A 24,327-nucleotide genomic window follows, 5' to 3' on the forward strand; every position below is an offset into this window, starting at 1 on the left:
GTAATCCGTGACTTGTGATTCGATTTGTTGTTATAGTTCAGCTTTGATACCAAAGGACCAGGTTTTGGTCATCGGGTAGTCTGTATAATCGATAGATCCGTTGTAAAATGCCCCATCGTATGATGCCGAGAACCCTTCGGGACTCATGCCTGGATATTTGGTAAAAGTGGCGATGTTACTCACGCTGGCATGAAGCATGAGATTGCGGGTTTTGAACTTTTTGGCAATGTTCGCAGGTAGCTTGTACGACAGATTGATGTCCTGTATCTTGAAATAGGAGTAATCATGAAGCCAGAATGTGGATACACGTGCGTTGTTAACACGGTCGCCTATCGAGAGCCTCGGTGCATCATTGGTCGGATTGTCTACTGTCCATCTGTCCAACATCAGGTGGGATTGATTTTGATCCGTGAAGGTATAGGCCGTACGCTTTGCATTCCACAGTTTTTTTCCACCTATGGAAAAGTTGGAATATACAGTCAGCGAGAAGTTGTCCAGAAATGTAAAGGTATTTGTAAGTCCTCCGGTCCATTTTGGAGAACTGTTGCCTATCACTTGCTGATCTTCGAAGTCTACCTTGCCGTCTCCGTTGACATCGACAAAGCGAATATCTCCAGGTGCCGTAAACTGTTCTTGGTAGTAGGCTTTCGGATTGCCCGTTTTTTCCCGTGCGGCCTGGTTGTATTGATCTACCTCGGCCTGTGTCTGGAATATGCCAGCAGCGACATAGCCCCACAGCGTACCTGCGGGCTCGCCTTCGATAAATCGGTTGTCATCGTAGTAGGAACCGACATCTTTGCCGTCATTCAGCTTTTCGATTTTCGCAACGTTTTTGGCGGCATTGGCTCCCATGTGCCACTTGAACTTGTCCCGTTTGAGCAGGTATCCGTTCAGAGCCATCTCAATACCTTTGTTGGAACTCTCCGATACGTTGCGCGTGACCGTATTGAAGCCCGTGCTCGTGGCTATGGTCGTACTCTGCAAGAGGTCTTTTGAATATTTGGAATAGACACCGATACTACCATTGAGCTGATAGTCGAATAGTGAAAATTCAAGCCCTGCATCAAACATGCTCGTGCGCTCCCATCTTAGAGCAGGGTTTTCGAGGTTTTGAGGTATTATCCCAGGCAGTCCAGCATATCCAGCGGAGGTATACTTGGTCCGCCATCTATAGGTTCCTAAGCTCGATCCGCCCACGATGCCGTAGCTTGATCTCAATTTGAGCTCATCAATCCATTCGGTCTGTTTTAGGAAAGATTCTTGATTGATTTTCCAGGCGGCGGCTACGGATGGGAAGAATCCATAGCGATTGTCGCTTCCAAATTTAGAGGAACCGTCCAGTCGGGCGGTAAATGTCAACAGGTAGCGGTCGTCGTAGATATAGTTCATCCTGGAGAAGTACGACGCCAATCCTACTTTTTCCTTATCACCGGATACGGCGTAGGCATTTGCAGCACTGGATAGATTATTCAGGACATAGTCATTGGGGTATCCTGTGCCGATCCCGGTAAAAAATTGGGCGGTCAATTGCTCAAAGGACATACCCAACAATGCGTTAAAGTCGTGCTTTTCGTTGAAAACACGGTTGTAGTTTAGCGTATTGTCAAATATTCTGTTCAGGTTCTCGGAGTGGCTTTGCTCGCCTATCCCACCTTCTCGACTGCCTTGTATGGTGGTTGTCGGAAAATATAACCTGGTCTTGCTCAGATCATAGCTGAATGAAAGGGCACTTTTCAAGAATAAGCCCGGCAGCACCTTCAGCTCTAAGTACCCTGACCCGTTAAGGGCTGTCGTAACAGCATTATTGATCTGTGTGCTCGCTGCAAGTGGGTTGTCGCTGTTTTCATACGAATAGTAGGATCCGTCTGCATTGTATATAGGGAGGTCGGGTCTCCAGGTTATCAGATTGGTGAGACCACCATTTTTGATGTCTGTATCGGAGTTGGAGACGTTTATATTGGCGCCCATGCGCAAGTTGGGGTTGATATAGGCATCGAGTTGTGCTTTCCCGGAATTTCGGGTCATCCCACTGCCTTTCAGCACACCGTTGTTTGAGTTGTTGGAATAGGATACATAATAGGTAATATTGTCCGAGCCACCTCTGCTGGAGATATTAAAGTTTTCTGCGGAGGATTTGTTATTGGTCATCAACTTGAGCCAATTGTTGTCCTCTGTTCCAAAATACTCGTCGGGCTTGTTCAAGATAAGCGCCATGTGCGGGTATACCGCCGACCACCATCCCTGCAGGCTGGGGCTTCCGTTGGTGGCTGCCTCGGTCATGATGTTCCTAAACTCCGCTGTATTTAATGGGCGGTATGCGTTATGCATTTTCTGAAACCCATAATCATAGCCTACGTTGATCAATGGTTTCTGTCCCTTGATGCCTTTTCGTGTCGTGATGATGACTACGCCGTTGGCCGCGCGCGACCCATAGATCGCCGAAGCGGATGCATCCTTTAGGACATCGATACTTTCTACGTCAGCTATATTGATGTTCAACAGCCCGGATAGATTTTCCCGGATATCTCCGCCTGTAGTCTGGTTGAACGCATAGTTGCGGTCGGTGATCACGGGTATACCATCGACAACATAGAGGGGTTCGGTATTGCCGATCAAGGAAGAATTGCCTCGGATGCGTACTTTTACAGCCGCACCGGGCATGCCCGAGCTTATCATGACATCGACACCTGCGACTTTTCCCTGTAACAGTTGGTCGACAGAGGAGACGGAGGTGTTCTCGATGGTTTCGCGGCCGATAGAACCAATCGCACCGGTCAGGTCTTTCCGTTTGACATTGCCATAGCCCATGGCGACTACGGCCTCGATTTCATGATCGGTTGGAACTAGGGTAAAATCATGGTTCTTTTTGTCTTTGGCAAGGTTGATTTGAAATTCTTGGGTGTTGTGACCGACGCAGCTGACGATTACTTTATAGTTTCCGGGAGGCATGCGGTCCAGTACGAACGAACCATCCTTGGCCGTTGAAATGTCACGTTTTGTGCCGTTTCCCTCTACGGTGATCGTACTTCCGGCAATTGGTTTGCCTTCCTTGTTTTTCACCTTGCCAGTCAATGCCAGAAGCTCTTGCAAAGGCGTCTCTTTTGCTGTAGGCTTGGTGTTTTCTTTTTGACGGATTACAACCGATTTATTGGTGATACTGTAGGTGATCGGCAGTGATTTGGCGAGCTGATCCATGGTTTCCTGGATGCTTGCGTTTTTTACATTGATACTCGCTGGCAATGCCCCCAGGTCATTTCCTTTCCAAAAAAAACGATAGCCACTTTTGTCCTTGATGGTATTCAACAATTCTTCGAGATCAACATTCTTTCTTTCGAGGGTGATCGTTTGTGCCTCTGCGAGCAAGATACTGCTGTTGCTTACGAGCATACTTACTGCCAGTAAGGACATCTTGAGCTTACGGTGTCTGCGTATGCGACACAGTAAGGCAATCCCTCCTTTTAAGGATAAGATCAATTTTTGTTTCATGATATTTATTTTAGGTTAGTTAAATAAAGTGCTCTAGTTAATGTGGGTTAGTCTTATTGCTTACGACAATCGTGTTTTTGCCATCTACCCGAAGGAGCTTGGAGGTGAGCCCACTCTGTTCAAGAATCTGCATGAGTTCTTTTAGGGAGTTGCTGCGTTCGATTTCTCCATTGAATACCTCTTTGAAATTGGCATTTTGATAGATGACATCGACGTCATACCACCTCTCGATGGTACTCATCAATTCCTCCAGAGGGGTATTGTTGAAGTAAAAAACGTCATTTCTCCATGCCGTTATGGCCTTCGTATTGGCTTTTTGCAATCGTACGATTTGTTGTTTCAGATGATGGATAGCTTCTTGCCCAGGAATCAGCTTTTTGCTGTCGATAAACTGATCGGTCTTTTTGTCCCGTATTGTCAGCGCTATCGATCCTTTTATCAATGTGGATCTTATCATGCCCATTTCGGGGTATGCATTGACGTTGAATGCTGTACCTAACACCCGTATCTCCTGTGTGCCCGAGGTTACAAAGAATGGTTTTGTCTTGTCGTGCGCAACTTCAAAATACAGCTCGCCCTGCATATTTACCCGGCGCTCATTGCCCCATTTTCTGGGGTATGTGATTTTACTTTTGGCATTGAGCCATACCTTCGTTCCGTCGCTCAATTGGAGCGTGTAGGTGCTGCCTGCCGGAGTGATGACGCTGATAGAGTCGGTCGATAGCAGCGACTCATCAATTTGGTCGCCATTGGCATAGCTTATGGACTGTTCGTCGACGATCAACTGTTGGTCCTTGCGCAGTGGGATGGACTTATTGTTGGCCAACTGGATATAGGCTGTCCCATTGAGCGGAACGACATCTTCCAACGGCTCTATATGGACTAAGGAGTCTGATGTGTGTTGGGCTAAAAACCAGGCGTATCCTGCAAAACCAACGGCGATCAGCACAGCTGCATATTTAATCCAGCTCCATGGTAGTGTCCGAACCTTCCTATTGTCGGTCTCCTGCTGGCTGCTGATATATTGATTTAGGTTCTCCTTAACATGCAATAGTGTGTTGTGATCCTCTGGCTGTGTATGATCTGTGCTGTTTCCCTCGCTGCTGAGTTCATCATGGATCAGGTTTTTGAGCTCGCTCGTATCTTCTGTTCCAAATAGGATGAATATCCGAAGTAATTCTTCGGGTGTGCAGGAGTTGGTTATAAATTTATGATACAGTTTTTTATTCACGGATTTCAGCAATTAAAAAAAGATAAATACACCCTATATACGGTTGGGAAACCGTAGGCATCTAGTCTGGTATGAAAAAAATATTATTTTAGTATCGAAAGCAACAGCAAACTCCATATGCCGGAGTTGGAAAGGTATAGTTTTACCTTTTTTGTAGCCGATACAATCTGTGCATTCACGGTAGATTCGGAGATTTGTAGAATCTCGCTGGCTTCTTTGTATGTTTTTCCTTCAATTTTGCACAGCTCAAAAATGAGACGCTGCTTAGGAGGGAGTTGCTGTATGGCCAGATCGATATGTTCCTGGACTTCTTTGTGCAATATCGTGTCGTCCTGAAAAGAAAAGCCCATGTGCATGGTGATTTCTTCTTGTGCTTTATGATCTAAGGAAACTCTCCGGTAATGGTCATATACTTCGTTCTGAGCGATACGGTATAAATAGGATTTAAAAGATTTGTCTTCTTGGATTTGCGCTCGTCTGTCCCAGATTTTAATAAAAACATCCTGTAAGATATCCTGGGCTATGGTATCTATTTTTACTAAGCTGCGAATTCTTTGATAAAAGAATAGGCTGTACCTATCATAGAGCGTGTTGTAGGCATCAGTATCTCCACTTTTGAGTCTTATCAGGAGTTCTCTTTCGGCGTTCGTCGTCAAAATCGGATCAGTTAGTTGTGTTGAAGGCAAATATAGGATTTTACTTTTTACTTTTTAATTTGTTGACGAAGTGGGGGGGATGATGTGATCGAGTTATCAAGTGATCGAGTTATCTTGTTAACTGGTTATGGAGTTATGTAGTTGTGAAGTGATCAAGTTATCTTGTTAACTAGTGATGAGTGATCAGTAATGAGTGACAGGGTTAGATAGGTTAGAGGGTGAGGTTGGATTCAAAAAAAATACGCCTGAAGTGATGTGCTTCATGCCGATGCGCCAAATTCCTTTATTAGCCACGTTTTTCCAACCTGCCTAGCGCCCCGTATTATCAAAGGTTTTCTTCTTGGAGAATCTTTCCATTTCAATAATTCTTCTAGCTGTGCTCTTTTCATGATTAATATTCTTTGTGTTAGGCAAATATACATAAACACAAAGGAGTTTTTGTGATTTTAAACATTAAATCGAAGGAGTTTTTGTGTTGTGTGTACACAAATACGAAGGAGTTTGTGGTTGATGAGTAACGAAGTGACTGGTGATGATAGGTTATCTAGTGATCGAGTTATCTTGTTAAGGAGTGGAGAGTGACGGGAATGTAAATAATAATACAAAATAAATCATTGTTTTTGTAATGGCCATTAACTTAATGGTGGTTAAGTTAATGGTTGTTACATTATTGGGACAGTAAGGGTATCAAAGTGATCGAGTTATCTTGTTAACTAGTGATGAGTGATCAGTAATGAGTGGCAGGGTTAGATAGGTTAGAGGCGGAGGTTGGATTCAAAAAAATACGCCTGAAGGGATGTGCTTCAGGCGTTCTTAGTTTAAATTCTTTTTCTCCTGAGGTAATAGACTCCTAGAGATCCTAGGCCAAGTAGCATAATCAAATAAATATACCAGGGGAGCTGCTTTTTCCGAATCGTTTTTTGTTGCGTTTTGGAAGAGTGCTGCTGGATGACTGTACTGTTGCTAACGCTGATGTTGGTCTTCTGCTCGTGGGTGTGTGCCGACTGCTCTTCGTAATAGAGTGTACCGCCCTGCCCCCAAAGGCCTCTATCAGGATGAAAGTAGAATATGGAGTCACTTGCAAAGTGCCAGTAGCGTATGGTGCTATCCTGTTGTAGGTACTGCTGCCATTCCTGCGATTCGGAGCGATGTACCTGTTGTGCGGCTTTTTGTTTCTCCACGCTGTGTTTGTTGGTACGGCAAGACAAGGCGAGGAGAATGATGAGGATGGGACTGAGGTAAATTCGGGATATCGTAATATTTCTTTCCATAATATGATTGTTTTATTGTCTTCCATGCTAGCCAGACATGACTCTTTACTTGTTAACTCGATAACTTCATAACTCGTTAACCTGATCAACCCAATCCGCCAACGCATACACCGTCCGCAGGTGTCTACGTCGGGATTCCACTCGGTTATTACTGTTACCTTCGATCGTGATCAGGTATTCATTGGACATTTCTTTGACCAGTCCCACGTGGTTGATACGTTTCACTTTGGTGCCGTATATCCCGAATACATCTGCTTTTACCTTCTCACTTTCTAATCTTTTAACCTTCTCGCCGCTTCTCCAATACGTTCTGGCTTTGGGAAACAGTGCCGGGCTCCATGGGTTGCGTGGGACAGGTAAGCCCGCTTGTCCATAGCACCACGACACGAAAGCGGCACACCACTCGTAGCCTTTACCAAGATGTGTATAGCGCAGGTATTCTTCAACACGTTTGCCATCATTGTTGCCCGTGGCTTCGGTGGTTCCCAGTTCTGCAGAAGCAATTGCTATTATTGATTGGCGAATACTAGCAAAAAGAATCTTATCATCTTTAATCTTCATGTCTTCGTCGCCAGACGGGCTCCTTCTTTTTCCCAAAAAGAAGCAAAAATCGTCGCTCGAACCTTCTGACCGTACGTTAGTGCCTCCCATTGCTATTGTCAGAATCTTCACAGGCGACATTAATCTAGGTTGTAAGGGACTACTAGGGTTACCTAAATAGGTTGAACTACTAGCACTACCTGAATAAAATGGCCTAGGTTGCGCGAGACGTAAACCATTCAGAATATCCCCCTGATGAGCTTGCGAGCTCACCGAAGGCGTTTCGTCGTCCAATGACCTAGGGTGATACAGCGTTAAGAATATTTTTTGCAGGTCGTTAAAAACATATCGATGAAGTGGAGCGAAGTGCAACGGCTCCGAGATGTTTAGACCTGTCAAGAAATATTTAGCGTCGTATTGCCCAAGTCTTGATTTTTTTTGCTTCGTTTTTTTCATCAAGAAAAAAAATGAAGTCCTCGTCATGGAAAATGACGGATTGGTATCGGGTAGGGTAAATAAAATAGTATAACCGAACTTTAAAACACCACTACCATCACCATTATCACTGCATATAGCAGTAAAAAGAAAACCGAAAAATAAAGAATACATTGTTGCCATGATGAAAGTGTATTGAAGTGATGACCAAATTTTTGACGGAACGATTTGAAGGGATGCCACAGGAGTTCCTGCAGCCATACGCTGATATATACTGCGAGCCATCCGACCAGCAGACCGAATAGCAGCAGTGTCAGGCTACCATAATCCAGTACGCCTATAGCCGGATCGAACAGCTGCAATACGGTAGAGACCATGATCCAGCCGATGATCAGCAGTAAAAAGCCAAAGAACAGCTTTTCTTTTAAAGAGAGTTCCCGCTGCCAGCCCTGGGCCAGCGAAGAAGGAGTTGTTATTGTTATCATGTTATGTAGTTATTAAGTGATGTAGTTAAAGTAAGTGACCAGTGACTAGTGACCAGTAACTTCGTCACTGTGTTACTTTGTCACTGTATCACTACTTTAAAACCCAAATTGATTCGCTATCGCACCATCATTGATACGGGATCAGACCAATCGCCCGTACCGATCTTATTGCGGCCACGCACACGTACATAATAGCGGGTGCCGGGTACCAGCGGCGCTATAATCGTATTCATACTGGAAGCTGTCAGGTGCATCTCACCCCAGATAATCCGCTCTGAGGAGCTATCCATCTCGCCGACCTGTATCTCATATTCATAGGCATTGTATATCCTATCAAAATCGACGCGCATTTGACCTGTCAGGCGACCATCCTTGAGTATGATCCTATCGGTGATGCCTGGTTCCTGCTGTGCAGTAGGCTGCTTATTAAACACAAGACCCGTACTGCTCAGTGCTACGGTATTGCCCTGAGCTTCTATATTGACCATATGGGCCAGATGTGTAAGCATATTCAAGAGCTTTGACTTTGCCTCTTTTTTGAGTTCTTTCTCGTGCGAGGAGCCCCCATTGATGGCTATCTCATGCTTGATACGGTAGTCTTCAGCCGCAGCCAGGAGCTCTGCCGCCGAGGGTTTGATGTCCGTACTAAAATTGGTGTTGCCTTCCATGAATCCGGCAATCTTGCCTGCCAGGATAGCCAGCTCGCTATCCTTCACTCCTGTATAATCTGTTTTTACTTTGTCTCTTCTCATGATTTAATTCATTGTTATGTAGTTATTCCCGACTATGTCGGGACTTCGTTGCACTACGCAAGTGAACGAGTTATCCAGTTAAGAGGGTTATAACTCTTGGCTTTGTTACTCATCACTCTTGTCCCTGCCTGTGCCGAATTGTCGGCAATTTTCGGGGTTTTCACCCTTTCCCATTACTCCAAGGGCGGCGCTCTGATCTGTTTTATTATTCCTTTCATACCCCGAAGTTGGGTTGAATATCAGCGGAGATCGATTTTTTGGACAAGATTGCACAAGATTATACAGCCATTGTACAAGCAGTATACAAGCGTTTGCAGAAACCTCTATTTTTGGCAGAAGGATCTCAAATTTGGATGTCCTTTTGCGCTGGAAGATCCATCAAGTGGAGCAGTCTATTGACCCAATGATGCAGATGATCCATCAAGTGAAGCAGGTGATCCATCAAATGTGCTGGGCGAACAATTAATTGAACGGGATGATTATTCGATAGGGATAGTTGATTAATCAAATGAGACGGATGATCAATCAAGCAAGGCAGAAGATGAATCAAATAGACTAATCTATTCATCAAGTGGCACACACGATTGATCAGGTCAGACAGTCGATTGATCAAGTGCTCCAGCCGATGAATCAAATAGGACGGCCTATTGTTCAAATGATCTCCGTGATGCATCAAGTTTATCTGGTGATTGATGGGATGGACCTTCCTATGGATCAAAAGCTACAGGTGTATCATCAAGTGGCCCGTATGATGAATCAAGTGATGCGTATGACTAATCACGAGGTACAGCTGAATGATCGTTGACGGTAAGTTATTTATAGGCAGAGACGGCTGATTGATCAAGTAAGATGACAGATGAAGCAGACGGAGCTTTCGATGTGTCATTTTTGCAGGTATTACCTGCATCCTTTATTCTGCTATCTGTTTTTTGAAGTGGAGTGTCCATCGGAAGGCAAGGGCGATGAAAAATGATATTACCAAACTCCATGTAAAGGTGGATGGATTCATGATTGTGGTGTATAGGCTATAGATCCCCACAATCGACATTAGTACAGAGCAGCTGATGTCGACTTTTGTGCTTAATCTGCTTTTGACGATATATAATGATTGGAGTACAAGGATTGCACTCATTGCGATGTAAACGATTGCGACGAGTGTCTGTTTAGCAGATTTCGAGCTTATTCATATTTCTAATTTTTTGTCTTTTCTTTTTGCCTTTTAAATTTGTAACGAGTACTTTTGTTGCTCAACACTATTAGCCAATGTTGGATTCATTGATTACGTCTAAGACGAGGTTAAAACTATTGATTAAATTTTTTGTATCGGCGAGCAATCGCGGGTATCTGCGTGGTATTGCCGAAGAGTTTAACGAGTCGACCAATGCTATTCGTAAGGAGTTGAATCAGTTGACAGAAGCCGGGTACCTCATTCGAGAAGAAGGTGAGCAAAAGGTGTATTATCGAGCCAATTCAGCGCACGCTCTTTTTGGATCGCTGCAAGGATTGATCCATCACTTTTTGGGTATTGATCAGGTGATAGAACAGGTGTTGGAGCGGGCAGGTGATGTAGAGCAGGTTGTGCTGTTTGGGGATTATGCTGTCGGGGTCAATTCGGGACATATCGAGGTGCTGGTGACGGGAAAAGATATCGATTCGGCATATTTATTGCAGGCTGCAGGGAAGGCTGAGAAGTTGTTGAACAAGAGGGTGAGTCTGTATCTGGAAGCACCCGGTCAAATAAAAACAAAAATTATTCTGTATCAAAAAGATAGCTTATAATATGGACGCGAAATATAATGAAGTCCCGATGAACGAAGCGAATCGGGAAGACAAGACACATAGGAAACAGGATTACAATCCGGGACCTCGAGTAGGTATCACCTTCTCGACCTTTGATTTGTTGCATGCAGGTCACATTATGATGTTGGCCGAAGCAAAGCGTCAGTGTGATTACTTGATCTGTGGATTACAGATGGATCCAACGTTGGACAGACCAGAGAAAAATGCGCCTACACAAACTGTTGTAGAGCGTTATATCCAGTTGCGGGGTTGTCAATATGTAGATGAGATCGTTCCCTATTCTACGGAACAGGATCTGGAAGATATCTTACGTTCGTTCAAATTGGATGTCCGTATTGTAGGAGATGAATATGAGAACAGAGATTTTACCGGCCGCCAATATTGCGAAGAGAAGGGGATTGAGCTGTATTTTAACAGCCGTGATCACCGTTTTTCGAGTTCTGGCTTGCGGAAGATCGTTGCGGATAAGGAGAATTTGAAGAACGGCAAGGGGTAATACCCCACTCGTCATTGCGAGCTCGGTTGTCGTCGAGGCGTGGCAATCTATTATGATCTGTAGCATTTTCTCATGCCGCTGAAGCCTGAATTTATTTGAGGATTGAGGTCTAGCCGGATGGAGAAGAGAAGGTCAAAAGCATCTTTGCTGCTTGGTAAAAAGAATAGAAAATATAAAAAATGAATAAAACCATATTGATCACAGGTGGAGCCGGTTTTATCGGTTCACATGTGGTGCGTGAATTCGTAAATAAATATCCAGCGTATCGCATTGTTAATCTAGATGCCTTGACGTATGCAGGCAATTTGGAGAATCTGAAAGATATCGAAGATAAACCCAACTATACCTTTGTAAAAGCAGATATCACAGATGCCAAGCATATAATGGAGGTTTTTCAGGAATATCAACCCGACGGCGTGATACACTTGGCAGCAGAGTCGCATGTGGATCGCTCGATTACGGACCCTTCGGCATTTGTAATGACCAATGTGATCGGTACAGTCAATCTGTTGAATGCCGCTCGTGAAATCTGGAAGGATAACTATGAAGGCAAGCGCTTTCATCACGTATCTACAGATGAGGTGTATGGTACGTTAGGAGAGACGGGCTTATTCACCGAAGAAACGGCTTACGATCCCCATTCACCCTATTCGGCTTCTAAGGCCTCTTCAGATCATTTCGTACGTGCATACCAAGATACCTACGGATTGCCTGTAGTTCTGACGAACTGTTCTAACAACTATGGCCCCAATCACTTTCCGGAAAAATTGATTCCGCTTTGTATCCATAATATTTTAAATACTAAGCCACTTCCCATCTATGGTGATGGCAAATTTACACGTGATTGGTTGTTCGTGATTGATCACGCCAAGGCGATTGATCTTGTATTCCATCAAGGAAAGAACGGACAATCCTATAATGTGGGCGGCTTTAACGAATGGCAGAATATCGATTTGGTCAAAGAACTGTGTAAGCAGATGGATGAGAAATTAGGCAGACCAGCAGGTACAGCCGCAGAGCTTATCACCTTTGTGAAAGATAGGCCAGGACACGATCTGCGCTATGCCATTGATGCAACGAAAATAAATCAAGAATTAGGCTATAAGCCATCTGTAACTTTCGAACAGGGATTGTCCATCACCATCGATTGGTTCCTTGCTAACCAAGAGTGGCTAGACAATGTCACCTCAGGAGAGTATCAGAGTTATTATGCTAAACAATACAATTAATCTAGATCACTTGTTAACAAGATAACTCGATAACTTTGATGAAAATTACCCCTACAAAACTAAAAGACTGCTATATCCTAGAACCAACCAAATTCGGTGATAGCCGTGGCTATTTTATGGAAAGCTTTAACGAAAAGACTTTTAATGAATTGACTGGTATGAAAACACACTTTGTGCAGGACAACCAGTCCTATTCTACAAGAGGCGTACTTCGCGGTTTACATGCCCAGGGTGGTCAGCATGCTCAGGCCAAGCTAGTGCGTGTCTTGCAAGGCGAAGTGCTGGATGTAGCTGTAGATGTACGTCTAGGTTCATCGACTTTTGGAGAGTATGTGGCCGTGCGACTTTCCGCAGAAAACAACTTGCAATTATTCGTTCCACGTGGCTTCCTTCATGGGTTTGTGGTATTAAGCGAAACAGCAACCTTCTTTTATAAATGCGATAATTTCTACAATAAAGAATCGGAGTGTGGCATAAACCCACTGGACCCCGTTCTAAACATAGATTGGCAAATCCCCGTTGAGGAAATGCTGTTATCAGATAAAGACAAAGAAGCGCAATCATTCGCCGAGTTTAAAGTAAGTCAGTTAGAGAGAGTGACGAAGTGATGAGTTACAGAGTTACGAAGAGAGATCAAAGCTTCTTGCTGTACAATTTATATAATGTCGCCTAATAAGCTTTTGAGGTTGCAGGAGTTTTACCTGCTTTACGTTCAAAAGGTTTCAGCGACGAGTTTTTTCCACCCTTTTTTGCGGAAAAAAAGGGTGAGCCTGTCACGGCTTGAGTGACATAAAGAGATTGATATGAAGATATTAATAACCGGCTCCAATGGCCAACTCGGTTCGGAGCTACAAGATATATTAAAAAGTCAGGCGGACAAGGAGTGTTACTTCTTGGACCGCAAGCAGCTCCCTTTGGATCAAACCCTGATCATTCAGGATATTTTAGGGATGTATCAACCGGATATTATTATCCATGCCGCAGCCTATACGGCGGTAGACAAGGCGGAATCAGAGCCGGTCTTAGCGGATATTGTAAATCATTTGGCGTCAGAGGAAATCGCACAATACTGTAGGTTGAATGGCGCAAAGCTAATTGCTATCTCCACCGATTACGTATTTGATGGCAATTCGGACACGGCGCTAACCGAAGATGCGCCAGTAGACCCGATCAATACCTATGGCTTGACTAAGTTGAAAGGAGAGCAAGCTGTTTTAAAATGGCATCCTGAGAGTATTGTGATTCGCACTTCATGGGTCTATTCAACTTATGGTAATAACTTCGTTAAGACGATGATCCGCCTGATGACTGAAAGAGAGGAGATATCCGTTATTGACGATCAGATAGGATCACCAACTTACGCCAAGGACTTGGCTCAGGCGATTGTAGATATTATTGAAGGTGAAGACTGGGTAGGAGGTGTATACCACTACTCGAATGAAGGCGAAATCTCCTGGTACGATTTTGCTGTAGCAATTAGAGAAATAAAAGGATTGGATTGTAGAATCAACCCTATCCCTACGGCACAGTATCCAACCCCAGCAAAGCGTCCAAAGTATTCATTGTTAGATAAATCAAAGATAAAACGTACATTTAAGGTAGAAGTGCCGGATTGGAGGACAAGCTTGCAAGCTATGCTTGCAAAAGTAACCAGTAACGAGTAACAAAGTAAACCGATTAGAATATGAAGAGTCACAAAGATCTTATTGTTTATCAACGGGCGATGACCTATGTGAAGAGTGTATACGATTGTAGTTCGACCTTTCCAGATTCAGAGAAATTCGGACTAATGAATCAATTGAGACGGGCCGCAGTATCCATACCATCAAATATTGCAGAGGGAGCTGCTCGGCAGACCAAGAAGGAATTTGTTCAATTTTTGTATATTGCTTTAGGATCATTATCAGAAGTAGAAACTCAGCTCGAATTGGCAAAATTACTAGGTTATTTAAAAGATAATATAATTCTTATTGATGAGAATAGTCAAATAAGACGTATGTTACTCAAGTTGATTGAAAGTTTAAGAAACGGCTAGCTGTTGTCACTTGTCACTCACTACTCGTCACTAAAGAATAAAACTATTAATAATGAATACGCGTAATTCGCATTAATCTGTGATAACTCGCGACAATTAGCACTACGATGAAAGGAATAATACTAGCCGGAGGTTCAGGAACAAGACTGCATCCATTGACATTAGCGGTGTCCAAGCAGTTGATGCCGGTCTACGATAAACCTATGATATACTACCCCTTGTCGACTTTGATGTTGGCGGGAATCAATGAAATACTGATTATCTCTACACCACAGGATCTGCCTAATTTTGAAAAGTTATTGGGCGATGGTTCACAATTGGGCTGTAAGTTCTCGTACAAGGAGCAGCCAAGTCCTGATGGATTAGCACAGGCTTTTATTTTAGGAGAAGAGTTTATTGGTGACGATAAGGTGGCGCTGATTTTGGGAGACAATATCTTTTACAGCTCGGGGCTGTCCAAATTGTTGCAGGCATCTGCCGATCCGGATGGAGGAGTCGTATTCGCTTATCCAGTACACGATCCTGAACGCTATGGTGTAGTCGAGTTTGATAAAGACAACAATGTCGTATCCATCGAAGAGAAGCCAGCAGAACCAAAATCAAATTATGCAGTACCTGGACTGTATTTCTATGATAATGATGTGGTAGAGATTGCCAAAAATATTAAGCCTTCGCAGCGCGGGGAGTTGGAAATTACGGATGTCAATAGAGAATATCTGAGAAGAGGAAAATTGAAAGTAGGAGTATTCGATCGGGGAACAGCTTGGCTGGATACCGGTACGATTCAGTCGTTGATGCAGGCAGGACAATTTGTACAGGTTATCGAGGAGCGTCAGGGCATGAAAATCGGGGCGATAGAAGAGGTTGCATATCGTATGGGCTGGATCAATAGAGAGCAATTAGCCCTAATCGCAGAGCCTTTGAAGAAATCAGGCTATGGGGAGTATTTATTGCGATTGCTTAAATAGAATTTAGCTACTTTTGTAAGAATGAAGTATATGTATATGAAGAAATTTTATTTTCTTGTTTTAGTTTTTTTTATTGCATTTCGTACACAAGCACAGGTCGATGTGAAACAAATTCGCGTCGATCAGCTGAGCGATAAGCAAATCGAGCAGTATATGAAACAGGCGGAGGCGATGGGCTATAGGGAAGAGGAGCTGCCTGCTCTGGCAAAGGCGCAGGGAATGGCACCCGTGGAAATTCAAAAGCTACAATCGCGTGTTGCCTTGATTAAAGCTGGCGAACTACAGGAAAAAGACGGCTCAATAAATTTGACTGGTAGAAAAGTAGTAGGGCAATCTCTATCGAATAAAGGTGGAAAAGATAGCCTAGCTACGAAACAGGACACCGTTTTTAAATCTAAAGTCTTTGGAGATGTACTGTTCCGGAACAAAGGGGTCACGTTTGAACCCAATCTACGTATGGCTACACCGAGCTCCTATGTTATTGGCCCTGATGATCAATTGCTAATTGATATTACGGGAGATAATGAAGCTTCTTATAAGCTTTCGGTCAGTACGGAAGGTAATATCAATGTACAGTATGCAGGAACTATTGCCGTCAACGGCCTTTCTGTGGAGGCTGCGCGTAATAAGATAGCGCAAAGATTATCATCTACTTATCCTGGAATTCGTTCTGGCAGAACACAAGTTTCGGTCAATCTGGGAGATATCCGGAGTATTCGTGTGACGTTGACAGGGGCAGCGACTAAACCGGGTACTTATACTTTGCCTTCTTTGGCAACAGCGTTTAACGCCTTATATGCAGCAGGCGGACCTGCAGAAAATGGTACCTACAGGAATATTCAGGTTATTCGAAATAATAGGGTCGTATCCACGATAGATGTCTATGACTTCCTAGTTAATGGCATGCAGAATGGAAATATACGCTTAGAAGATCAAGATATTATACATATACCTGTGTATGGCAATAGGGTAGAGGTTTTAGGGGAGGTAAAACGTCCAACAGTTTTCGAAGGTAAAGAAGGAGAAAGTTTACAGGATCTGATGCGTTATGCAGGCGGATTCTCGGAAAATGCGTATACCTCAAAAGTTAAAGTTTTTCAGAAGACTGATAAAGAACGACGGATTACAGATGTCTATGCCGATCAGTTTGCAACCTATAAGATAAAGAATGGCGATAGCTTTATGGTAGAGACACTGTTGGATCGTTTTGAGAACAGAGTCACTGTTTTGGGCGCTGTTTTTCGTCCTGGGGCTTACGGCCTAGAAGAAGGGATGAGTCTACGGGATGTATTACAGTCGGCGCAAGGAGTTCGTGAAGATGCCTTTTTAGAGCGAGGTATAATCAACAGGCTCAAAGCGGATAATACCTTGGAGATCGTTAATTTTAATTTGCGTCAGATTCTCTCAGGGGATGCTCCAGATATTTTGCTCCGTAGAGAAGATCAGATTGAGATTTCCTCAATTTTTGATCTGCGGGACGAGTATAAGTTTATTGTTCAGGGGCAAGTTCGCTTACCTGGTGATTTCCCTTTTGCAGAGAATACAACGATATCGGATATGATTCAAAAGGCGGGTGGATTAACCGAAGAAGCAAAGAATGCTCGTATTGAGATTGCCCGGAGAATACGCAATCGAGATGCACAGGATTCCATTTCAGCGCAGACCATATTGGTTAATATTTATAATGGGGTACTGGATCAACCAGATATTAAACTGAGGCCCTATGACGTAGTGACCGTATTGGGCGATGCTAATTACAGGTCTCAGCGTCAGGTAAAGATTGAGGGAGAGGTCATGTTTCCGGGGATATATACCATTAGCAGAGAAGATGAGCGTATCTCAGATCTCATTGAGCGTGCAGGAGGGCTGACCGTACACGCTTACGTGGAAGGAGCGTCGCTACGTCGTACCGGAAGTTCCAAGGTAAAAGAAGAAGCGCGTAAAGTGAGAGAAGAGCAACTGAAGGCAAGGGGAAAAGAAATGGACGAAAACAGTTTTGAAAGTGAGCTGTTGGATGCTGACCCGCGAGGTATGATGGGGCAAAAGGAGAAAACATTAGCTAAAGCATCGGAAAATGGAGCGACCATCACCTCTTTAGAATTCAACGATTTAGTGGGTATTGAATTAGAGAAAATCTTAAAGAAACCTGGTGCGGCTGGAGACCTGTTGCTTTTGGATGGTGATGTGATTACGGTGCCGAAAGAACTACAGACGGTTCGAGTAGTAGGTGAGGTACTACACCCCAATAATGTAGTCTTTAAAAAAGGACAGTCGTTACGCTATTATGTCAACCAAGCAGGAGGATATAGTTCAGAGGCACTCAAACGTAAGGTGTTCGTACAATATGCGAATGGTTCGGTTAAAGGCACGTCCGGACGTAACCCTGATATTAAGCCGGGAGCAGAGATTATCGTGCCTAAACGGGCTCCGCGTGAACGATTGACGGCACAAAGCTGGATAGGCTTAGGTACGGGGATAGCTTCCATGGCCGCTATTATTGTTTCATTGATACGGAGGTAGGTGATGGAAATGCAGTCGAATAAACAAGCAGGTATGGGACAAGAAGAAATTTCACTCAAGGAGTTAATTTTAAAGTTGCAAAGCTGGTCTCATTATTTATTGTCAAAGTGGTTGTTTCTGCTAATTGCAGGTATACTTGGGGGAACAATAGGCTTTTTGTATGCCCATTTCAAAAAACCTGTTTACACAGCTATCACTACCTTTGTTCTCGAGTCCGGAGATCAAGCGGGGGGGGCATTGTCGCAGTATGCGGGTATGGCGGCGATGGTAGGCATTGATCTCGGAGGTGGAAGTGAGGGACTCTTTCAGGGGGAGAATATTTTAGAATTATATAAATCCCGTAAAATGATTGAAGCGGCTTTGCTAAAATCAAGCATTAGTGATTCTACTAAATTATTGCTAGACTGTTATCTAAAGCTGAGTGATACTCAGGATAAATGGAAATCAGAACAATCAGAATTAGTAAATGTCAATTTTCGAGACGACAGTCAAAAGGAATTAAAGCGTGTAAAAGATAGTATAATACAAGGGGCTGTTCTAGATATCAATAAGGAGTATCTACAGGTAGAGAAATTAGACAAGAAGCTGTCTATAATTAAAGTCAATGTCAAATCAGAGAATGAGGTCTTTTCTAAGGAGTTTAATGAAGCTTTAGTAAAGGAAGTGAATGATTTTTATGTAGAAACGAAGACAAAAAAATCATTAGATAATATAAAAGTATTAGAACAAAAGACAGACTCGGTACGAGCCGTGATGAATGCTAATATCAGTACAGCAGCATCGATTATAGACGCTACTCCTAACTTGAATCCAACTAGGCAATCACAGCGTTTAGGGCCTACTCAAAAATCACAGTTCTCGATAGAGGCAAATAAAGCTATTTTGGGACATTTGGTACAAAATTTGGAGTTATCTAAAATGGCGTTAATGAAAGAAACTCCTTTAATACAAGTCGTCGACGAACCTAGGTACCCATTGGAAAAGGCTAGCTCTAGTAGAGTTGTTTTTAGCGTTTTGGTAGGTTTTTTATTCGTATTATTAACATCCTTTTACTTTATTGTTCAATATATCCTAAGAGACATTGGGGTTTTAGAGAATGAAGAAAAAGTTTTGTCTTAAATTATGTTTTTGGGAGAAAAATGGAGCAAAAAGAAAAAGATATTAGAATAGTAAATAACGTAAACATTGCTGTTATTGGCTTAGGTTATGTTGGATTGCCTTTGGCAATTGAATTTGCAAAAAAATATAAAGTGCTAGGCTTTGATATAAATCTAGAACGTGTAAATGAACTTAGTTCTGGTAGAGACAGAACCCAAGAAGCTGATCTTGATTTTTTACATCAAGTGATTGAAAAACAGGTTGATATTGAGGGGGCGGGTCTTTCTTTTTCTTCTGATATAGAGGATTTGAAAGAATGTAATACATATATAGTAACTGTTCCAACCCCAATTGATGAGTTTAAAGCTCCTGATTTGAGGCCGCTTATTAAGGCCTCAGAGATGTTGGGTAAAGTGTTGGGAATTGGAGATGTAGTAATCTATGAGTCTACAGTATATCCTGGCTGTACTGAAGAGGACTGTGTGCCAGTTTTAGAGCGTGTTTCAGGATTGGTTTTCAATAAAGATTTTTTTGCAGGTTATTCTCCAGAACGAATCAATCCGGGGGATAAAATCAATACTTTGACTAAAATCAAGAAAGTTACTTCTGGGTCTACAGTAGATATTGCTAATCATGTGGATGACCTATATCGGTCTATTATTACAGCAGGTACGCACAAAGCACCGTCAATTAAAGTTGCAGAAGCATCGAAAGCAATTGAGAATGCACAAAGAGATGTGAATATTTCTTTTGTCAATGAGCTTGCTTTAATTTTTGATAGAATTGGTATTGATACTAATGACGTGATTGAAGCTGCAGGGACAAAGTGGAATTTTTTGAAATATCAGCCAGGATTGGTTGGAGGACATTGTATAGGTGTAGATCCTTATTATTTAGCGCATAAGGCGCAGGCTCTTGGTTATCATCCTCAAGTAATTCTATCGGGAAGAAGGGTTAACGATAATATGGGGCCTTTTGTTGCAGATAAGGTAGTTAAGTTGATGATTCAGAAGGACCATAAGATTAAAGGAGCTAAGGCGTTGATTATGGGAATTACCTTTAAAGAAAATTGTCCGGATGTTCGTAATACTCGGGTTGTTGATATTTATCATGAACTTCTCAGTTTCGGGTTGGATGTAGATATCTATGACCCATGGGCCGATACAATTGAAGTTAAGCATGAATACGGTTTAGATATCGTGAATAAATTAGATGAGTCTGTTATCTATGATGCGGTAGTGATAGCTGTGGCACACAATGAATTTCTGAAGTTTGATTATAAAAAGATAAAACGCAATAACGGGGTAATCTTTGATACTAAAGCTTGTTTGGATAGATCTTTAGTAGACGCAAGGTTGTAAGTGATGACTGAAAAGTATGATATCATAATTATTGGAGCAGGTCTGGTTGGGTTAGCGACAGCGTATCAAGCAAAATTAAAATCGCCTGCTTTAAAGATTGCTATTTTAGAAAAAGAAGCAGTGGTTGCGGTGCACCAATCTGGCAATAATAGTGGTGTCATCCATAGTGGGATTTACTATAAACCTGGAAGTCTTAAAGCAAAAAATTGCATTGAAGGGTATACATCCATTGTGAGTTTTGCTCAAAAGCATAGTATTGCATATGATTTATGTGGTAAAATAATTGTTGCTACAAGTAAAGAAGAACTTCCACTATTAGATAATATATATAAACGTGGTGTGGAGAATGGACTTCAAAATCTTAAGTATTTAACGAAAGAAGAGTTTGGAGAAATAGAGCCCCACTGTGTAGGTTTGCGTGCGATAAGAGTTCCGCAGACAGGTATTATTGACTATCTAGCAATAGCAAAAAAACTGCAACAACTTTTTGAGGAGCTGGGAGGTCAGGTTTTATTTAATCAAAAGGTTGTCAGTTTAAAGAAAAATAGTCAAAGTTGTGTGATATTCACTGATAAGAAAGAATTCTTAACTGGTAAAGTCATATCCTGTGCAGGTTTATATTCGGATAAGATTACGGAGATGACAGAGGAAAAGAATGATGTGAGAATTATTCCTTTTAGGGGAGAATATTATGAGTTAAAGCTGGAACGTCAACACTTAGTCAAACATTTAATATATCCTGTTCCAGATCCAAGTTTTCCATTTTTAGGTGTGCATTTTACAAGAATGATCCATGGCGGTATTGAAGCAGGACCAAATGCAGTTTTGGCCTTCGGAAAGGAAAGTTATAAGTTTTTCGATATCAATATCGGGGAGTTAGCACAAGCATTATCTTGGCCGGGATTTCATAAAATTGTTAGTAAGTATGGTAAGACTGGGATGGGAGAAATGTATAGATCGCTATCAAAAACCGCATTTACAAAGGCATTACAAAAGCTTATACCAGAGATTCAGGAAACTGACCTAATTCCTGGGGGGGCAGGTATTCGAGCTCAAGCTTGTAGTCGTGATGGTATTTTGCTGGATGATTTTGATATTGTCCGCAGCGGAAATGTAATTCATGTACGTAATGCTCCATCTCCAGCAGCAACATCTTGTTTGTCCATAGGTAATACAATTAGTGATTTAGTTTTATAGAATGAAAAATATACAAATGGTTGACCTTAAGCGTCAATACGAACATATAAAAACAGAGATTGATAAAGGAATTCAAGAGGTAATAGACCAAACTGCTTTTATCAATGGACCACAGATTAAGACCTTCGCTACGAATTTAGGTGGTTATTTGGGAGGGACAAATGTGATTCCCTGTGGAAATGGTACGGATGCATTACAGATTGCTTTGATGGCCCTTAATTTACAGCCTGGGGACGAAATCATTGTTCCTGCTTTTACCTACGTGGCTACTGCAGAAGTTATAGGTTTGTTAAAACTTAAACCTGTGATGACGGAAGTAGATCCGAATACGTTTATGATTACTCCTGAGGAGATTGAGCGCGTAGTGACACCTAGATGTAAGGCTGTTGTTCCTGTTCATATGTACGGGCAGTGCGCACCAATGGAAGAAATCTTAGCGGTTGCAAAAAAATATAGCCTCTATGTCATTGAAGATACAGCGCAGGCCATTGGTGCAACGTACACTTTTTTCGATGGACGTAAAGCAAAGGCTGGGACTATGGGTGACATCGGATGTACATCCTTTTTTCCTTCCAAAAACTTAGGTTGTTATGGTGATGGAGGAGCTATGTATACAAATAGTTCTGAATTAGCACAAAAGTTGTATATGATTGCCAATCATGGTCAAGCTAAAAAATATCATCATTCCGTAATAGGCTGTAACTCTAGGTTGGATACTATTCAGGCTGCAATTTTAAATGTTAAATTAAAACATTTAGACCGATATTCTTCGGCTAGAAATTCTGTTGCGGATGCCTATGATAAAGCTTTTGAAAATTTGGGTTGGCTAAGAACGCCAAAAAGAGTTTCAAATTCTACACATGTGTACCATCAGTATACTATTCAATTGACTGATGCCCGAGACAGAGATCAGTTGAAGGTATATCTGCAAGAAAGGGGGATTCCGAGTATGGTATATTATCCCGTGTCATTGCATTTACAGGAAGCTTTTAGATCAGATGAATATGGAGTGGGCGCTTTCCCTATATGTGAAGATCTTTGTACCAGGGTACTATCTTTACCTATTCATACTGAAATGGATCAGGAAACATTAGAATATATTATTGAAACCATTAAAAGTTACAAATAATGAGTTATTATGTACATGATTCAGCTATCGTAGATGAAGGCTGTAAAATAGGTGAAGGAACAAAAATTTGGCATTTTTCACATATTATGCCTAACTGTATTATTGGTGAGAAGTGTAATATAGGTCAAAACGTGGTAGTTTCTCCTGAAGTTGTACTGGGTAATAATGTAAAGGTCCAAAACAATGTTTCTATCTATACCGGCGTGATCTGTGACGATGATGTTTTTTTAGGTCCTTCAATGGTATTTACCAATGTCATTAATCCCCGAAGTGCTATCAATAGAAGAAATCAGTATGCCAAAACCCATGTTGGTAAAGGAGCTTCTATTGGAGCTAATGCGACGATTGTTTGTGGGCATGATATAGGTCGATATGCTTTTATTGGAGCAGGTGCTGTTGTCACGAAAACAGTTCTAGATTTTGCGTTAGTAGTGGGTAATCCGGCCAAACAGATTGGTTGGGTAGGTGAATATGGTCATCGTCTAAATTTTAAGGATTGTGATGTAGCTGTGTGTCCTGAAAGCAATCAAGAATATAAATTAGAAAACAATCAAGTAATCCGTATTAAATAATCATGCAAGATAGAAAAATTAAATTTGCTGTACTTGGCTGCGGTCACATCGGGAAGCGCCATGCAGAAATGATTTCTCGCAATGACGAGGCTGAATTAGTGTCACTAATAGACGTAAAAGATAAATCAGAATTAGGAATTGAATCTTATGAGGTTCCTTTCTTCTCTAGTTTGGAGAATTTTTTTGAGGCTGGAATTGAATGTGATGTCATAAATGTCGCTACTCCAAATGGATGTCACGCGGAACAAGGGATGAAGATTCTAGATGCAGGAAAGCACTTGGTTATTGAAAAGCCAATGTCATTGACTAAAAAGGATTCAGAAGCATTAATTTTTAAAGGTTTACAGAAACAAAAACAAGTATTCTGCGTGATGCAAAACAGATATTCTCCCCCTTCAGTTTGGTTAAAAGATCTTATCGAATCCGATATACTTGGGGAAATATATATGGTCCAAATTAATTGTTACTGGAATAGAGATAATCGTTATTACAAGCCAGAGTCTTGGCATGGTAAAAAAGATTTAGATGGAGGAACTCTATTTACCCAGTTTTCTCACTTTATTGACTTAATGTATTGGTATTTTGGAGATATTACCAATATTCAGGCAAAGTTTGCTGATTTTAATCATAAACATCTTACTGATTTCGAAGACTCAGGTTTTGTGTCTTTTGACTTTGTAAATGGAGGTATGGGGGCGTTAAACTATTCAACTTCGGTTTGGAATAAAAACTTAGAGAGCTCCATCACGGTTATCGCTGAAAATGGTTCTTTGAAAGTGGGAGGACAATATATGAATGAGGTGGAATATTGCCATATTAAAGATTACGAAATGCCAATACTAGCTCCAACAAACCCTGGAAATGATTATGGTACCTACAAAGGATCAGCTGCAAATCACCATTATGTTATTGAGAATGTAGTAGATGTTTTGAAAGGACGGAATATGATTACTACAAATGCCCTTGAGGGGTTGAAGGTCGTTGATATTATTGAAAGAATATATAAGATTGATTATTGAATTAAATAGGTGGAATACAGATTTGAAAACATAATCGAGTCTATGAA

Annotated in this window: 23 protein-coding genes; 15 read left to right on the plus strand and 8 right to left on the minus strand. The window is 41.9% G+C overall.

Annotated features, from left to right (window positions below):
• Nucleotides 1-30 precede the first annotated feature (30 nt).
• From M472_RS40720 to M472_RS45300, 8 genes are all read right to left on the minus strand, one after another.
• On the minus strand, nt 31-3,486 hold the full coding sequence (locus tag M472_RS40720; protein WP_021071792.1) for a TonB-dependent receptor: 3,456 nt from the start codon (nt 3,484-3,486) through the stop codon (nt 31-33).
• Between the two features lie 37 nt (nt 3,487-3,523).
• The gene (locus M472_RS40725; protein WP_031301969.1) at nt 3,524-4,717 is read right to left on the minus strand and encodes a FecR family protein; all 1,194 of its coding nucleotides are present in this window, start codon (nt 4,715-4,717) and stop codon (nt 3,524-3,526) included.
• A gap of 83 nt (nt 4,718-4,800) precedes the next feature.
• The gene (locus M472_RS40730) at nt 4,801-5,403 is read right to left on the minus strand and encodes an RNA polymerase sigma factor (protein ID WP_158499940.1); all 603 of its coding nucleotides are present in this window, start codon (nt 5,401-5,403) and stop codon (nt 4,801-4,803) included.
• A gap of 788 nt (nt 5,404-6,191) precedes the next feature.
• Nucleotides 6,192-6,644 (minus strand): hypothetical protein, encoded by a 453-nt coding sequence (locus M472_RS40735; protein ID WP_144062783.1) that lies wholly within the window; start codon nt 6,642-6,644, stop codon nt 6,192-6,194.
• Nucleotides 6,645-6,710: 66 nt separating this feature from the next.
• Entirely contained in the window at nt 6,711-7,802 is a 1,092-nt protein-coding gene (locus tag M472_RS45835) for a CHAP domain-containing protein (RefSeq protein ID WP_235049529.1), read from the minus strand.
• Nucleotides 7,721-8,104: a hypothetical protein gene (locus M472_RS40740; protein ID WP_021071798.1), complete on the minus strand. Its 384-nt coding sequence runs from the start codon at nt 8,102-8,104 to the stop codon at nt 7,721-7,723. Before M472_RS40740 ends, M472_RS45835 begins: the two co-directional genes overlap by 82 nt.
• Before the next feature lie 116 nt (nt 8,105-8,220).
• Nucleotides 8,221-8,856, minus strand: a complete 636-nt coding sequence (locus tag M472_RS40745) for a fibronectin type III domain-containing protein (protein WP_021071799.1) — start codon at nt 8,854-8,856, stop codon at nt 8,221-8,223.
• A 343-nt stretch (nt 8,857-9,199) separates the two neighbouring features.
• Nucleotides 9,200-9,424, minus strand: a complete 225-nt coding sequence (locus tag M472_RS45300) for a hypothetical protein (protein WP_144062784.1) — start codon at nt 9,422-9,424, stop codon at nt 9,200-9,202.
• Between the two features lie 3 nt (nt 9,425-9,427).
• On the opposite strand from M472_RS45300, the gene M472_RS40750 reads away from it, so the two are divergent.
• The 15 genes from M472_RS40750 to M472_RS40820 all read left to right on the plus strand — a co-directional run bounded on the left by M472_RS40750 (nt 9,428) and on the right by M472_RS40820 (nt 24,280).
• Entirely contained in the window at nt 9,428-9,661 is a 234-nt protein-coding gene (locus M472_RS40750; protein WP_144062785.1) for a hypothetical protein, read from the plus strand.
• Between the two features lie 500 nt (nt 9,662-10,161).
• Nucleotides 10,162-10,635 carry a winged helix-turn-helix domain-containing protein gene (locus M472_RS40755; RefSeq protein WP_235049530.1) on the plus strand — a complete coding sequence of 158 codons (474 nt, stop codon included), beginning with the start codon at nt 10,162-10,164 and terminating at the stop codon, nt 10,633-10,635.
• A gap of 1 nt (nt 10,636) precedes the next feature.
• Complete coding sequence (locus M472_RS40760; protein ID WP_021071802.1) at nt 10,637-11,152, plus strand: adenylyltransferase/cytidyltransferase family protein; 516 nt, start codon at nt 10,637-10,639, stop codon at nt 11,150-11,152.
• A 179-nt stretch (nt 11,153-11,331) separates the two neighbouring features.
• The gene (gene rfbB, locus M472_RS40765; RefSeq protein WP_021071803.1) at nt 11,332-12,381 is read left to right on the plus strand and encodes a dTDP-glucose 4,6-dehydratase; all 1,050 of its coding nucleotides are present in this window, start codon (nt 11,332-11,334) and stop codon (nt 12,379-12,381) included.
• Nucleotides 12,382-12,419: 38 nt separating this feature from the next.
• Nucleotides 12,420-12,989 (plus strand): dTDP-4-dehydrorhamnose 3,5-epimerase, encoded by a 570-nt coding sequence (rfbC, locus tag M472_RS40770; protein ID WP_021071804.1) that lies wholly within the window; start codon nt 12,420-12,422, stop codon nt 12,987-12,989.
• Nucleotides 12,990-13,184: 195 nt separating this feature from the next.
• A complete protein-coding gene (gene rfbD / locus M472_RS40775) occupies nt 13,185-14,045 on the plus strand; it encodes a dTDP-4-dehydrorhamnose reductase (RefSeq protein WP_021071805.1) in 861 nt (286 codons plus the stop codon).
• 20 nt (nt 14,046-14,065) lie between these two features.
• On the plus strand, nt 14,066-14,416 hold the full coding sequence (locus M472_RS45575; RefSeq protein WP_021071806.1) for a four helix bundle protein: 351 nt from the start codon (nt 14,066-14,068) through the stop codon (nt 14,414-14,416).
• A 107-nt stretch (nt 14,417-14,523) separates the two neighbouring features.
• The gene (gene rfbA, locus M472_RS40785) at nt 14,524-15,384 is read left to right on the plus strand and encodes a glucose-1-phosphate thymidylyltransferase RfbA (RefSeq protein ID WP_021071807.1); all 861 of its coding nucleotides are present in this window, start codon (nt 14,524-14,526) and stop codon (nt 15,382-15,384) included.
• 30 nt (nt 15,385-15,414) lie between these two features.
• On the plus strand, nt 15,415-17,904 hold the full coding sequence (locus M472_RS40790; RefSeq protein WP_031301973.1) for an SLBB domain-containing protein: 2,490 nt from the start codon (nt 15,415-15,417) through the stop codon (nt 17,902-17,904).
• Nucleotides 17,905-17,937: 33 nt separating this feature from the next.
• On the plus strand, nt 17,938-19,023 hold the full coding sequence (locus M472_RS40795) for a GumC domain-containing protein (RefSeq protein WP_235049531.1): 1,086 nt from the start codon (nt 17,938-17,940) through the stop codon (nt 19,021-19,023).
• Nucleotides 19,024-19,043: 20 nt separating this feature from the next.
• Complete coding sequence (locus tag M472_RS40800) at nt 19,044-20,363, plus strand: nucleotide sugar dehydrogenase (RefSeq protein WP_021071810.1); 1,320 nt, start codon at nt 19,044-19,046, stop codon at nt 20,361-20,363.
• 3 nt (nt 20,364-20,366) lie between these two features.
• Nucleotides 20,367-21,560, plus strand: coding sequence for an L-2-hydroxyglutarate oxidase (lhgO, locus tag M472_RS40805; RefSeq protein ID WP_021071811.1), 1,194 nt, complete (start codon nt 20,367-20,369; stop codon nt 21,558-21,560).
• A gap of 1 nt (nt 21,561) precedes the next feature.
• Nucleotides 21,562-22,689: a DegT/DnrJ/EryC1/StrS family aminotransferase gene (locus tag M472_RS40810; protein ID WP_021071812.1), complete on the plus strand. Its 1,128-nt coding sequence runs from the start codon at nt 21,562-21,564 to the stop codon at nt 22,687-22,689.
• Entirely contained in the window at nt 22,689-23,261 is a 573-nt protein-coding gene (locus M472_RS40815; protein WP_021071813.1) for an acyltransferase, read from the plus strand. Before M472_RS40810 ends, M472_RS40815 begins: the two co-directional genes overlap by 1 nt.
• Nucleotides 23,262-23,263: 2 nt before the next feature.
• Nucleotides 23,264-24,280, plus strand: a complete 1,017-nt coding sequence (locus M472_RS40820) for a Gfo/Idh/MocA family protein (protein WP_021071814.1) — start codon at nt 23,264-23,266, stop codon at nt 24,278-24,280.
• The last annotated feature ends 47 nt before the right edge of the window (nt 24,281-24,327 follow it).

This window comes from Sphingobacterium paucimobilis HER1398, from assembly GCF_000416985.1.
GTDB lineage: Bacteria > Bacteroidota > Bacteroidia > Sphingobacteriales > Sphingobacteriaceae > Sphingobacterium > Sphingobacterium paucimobilis.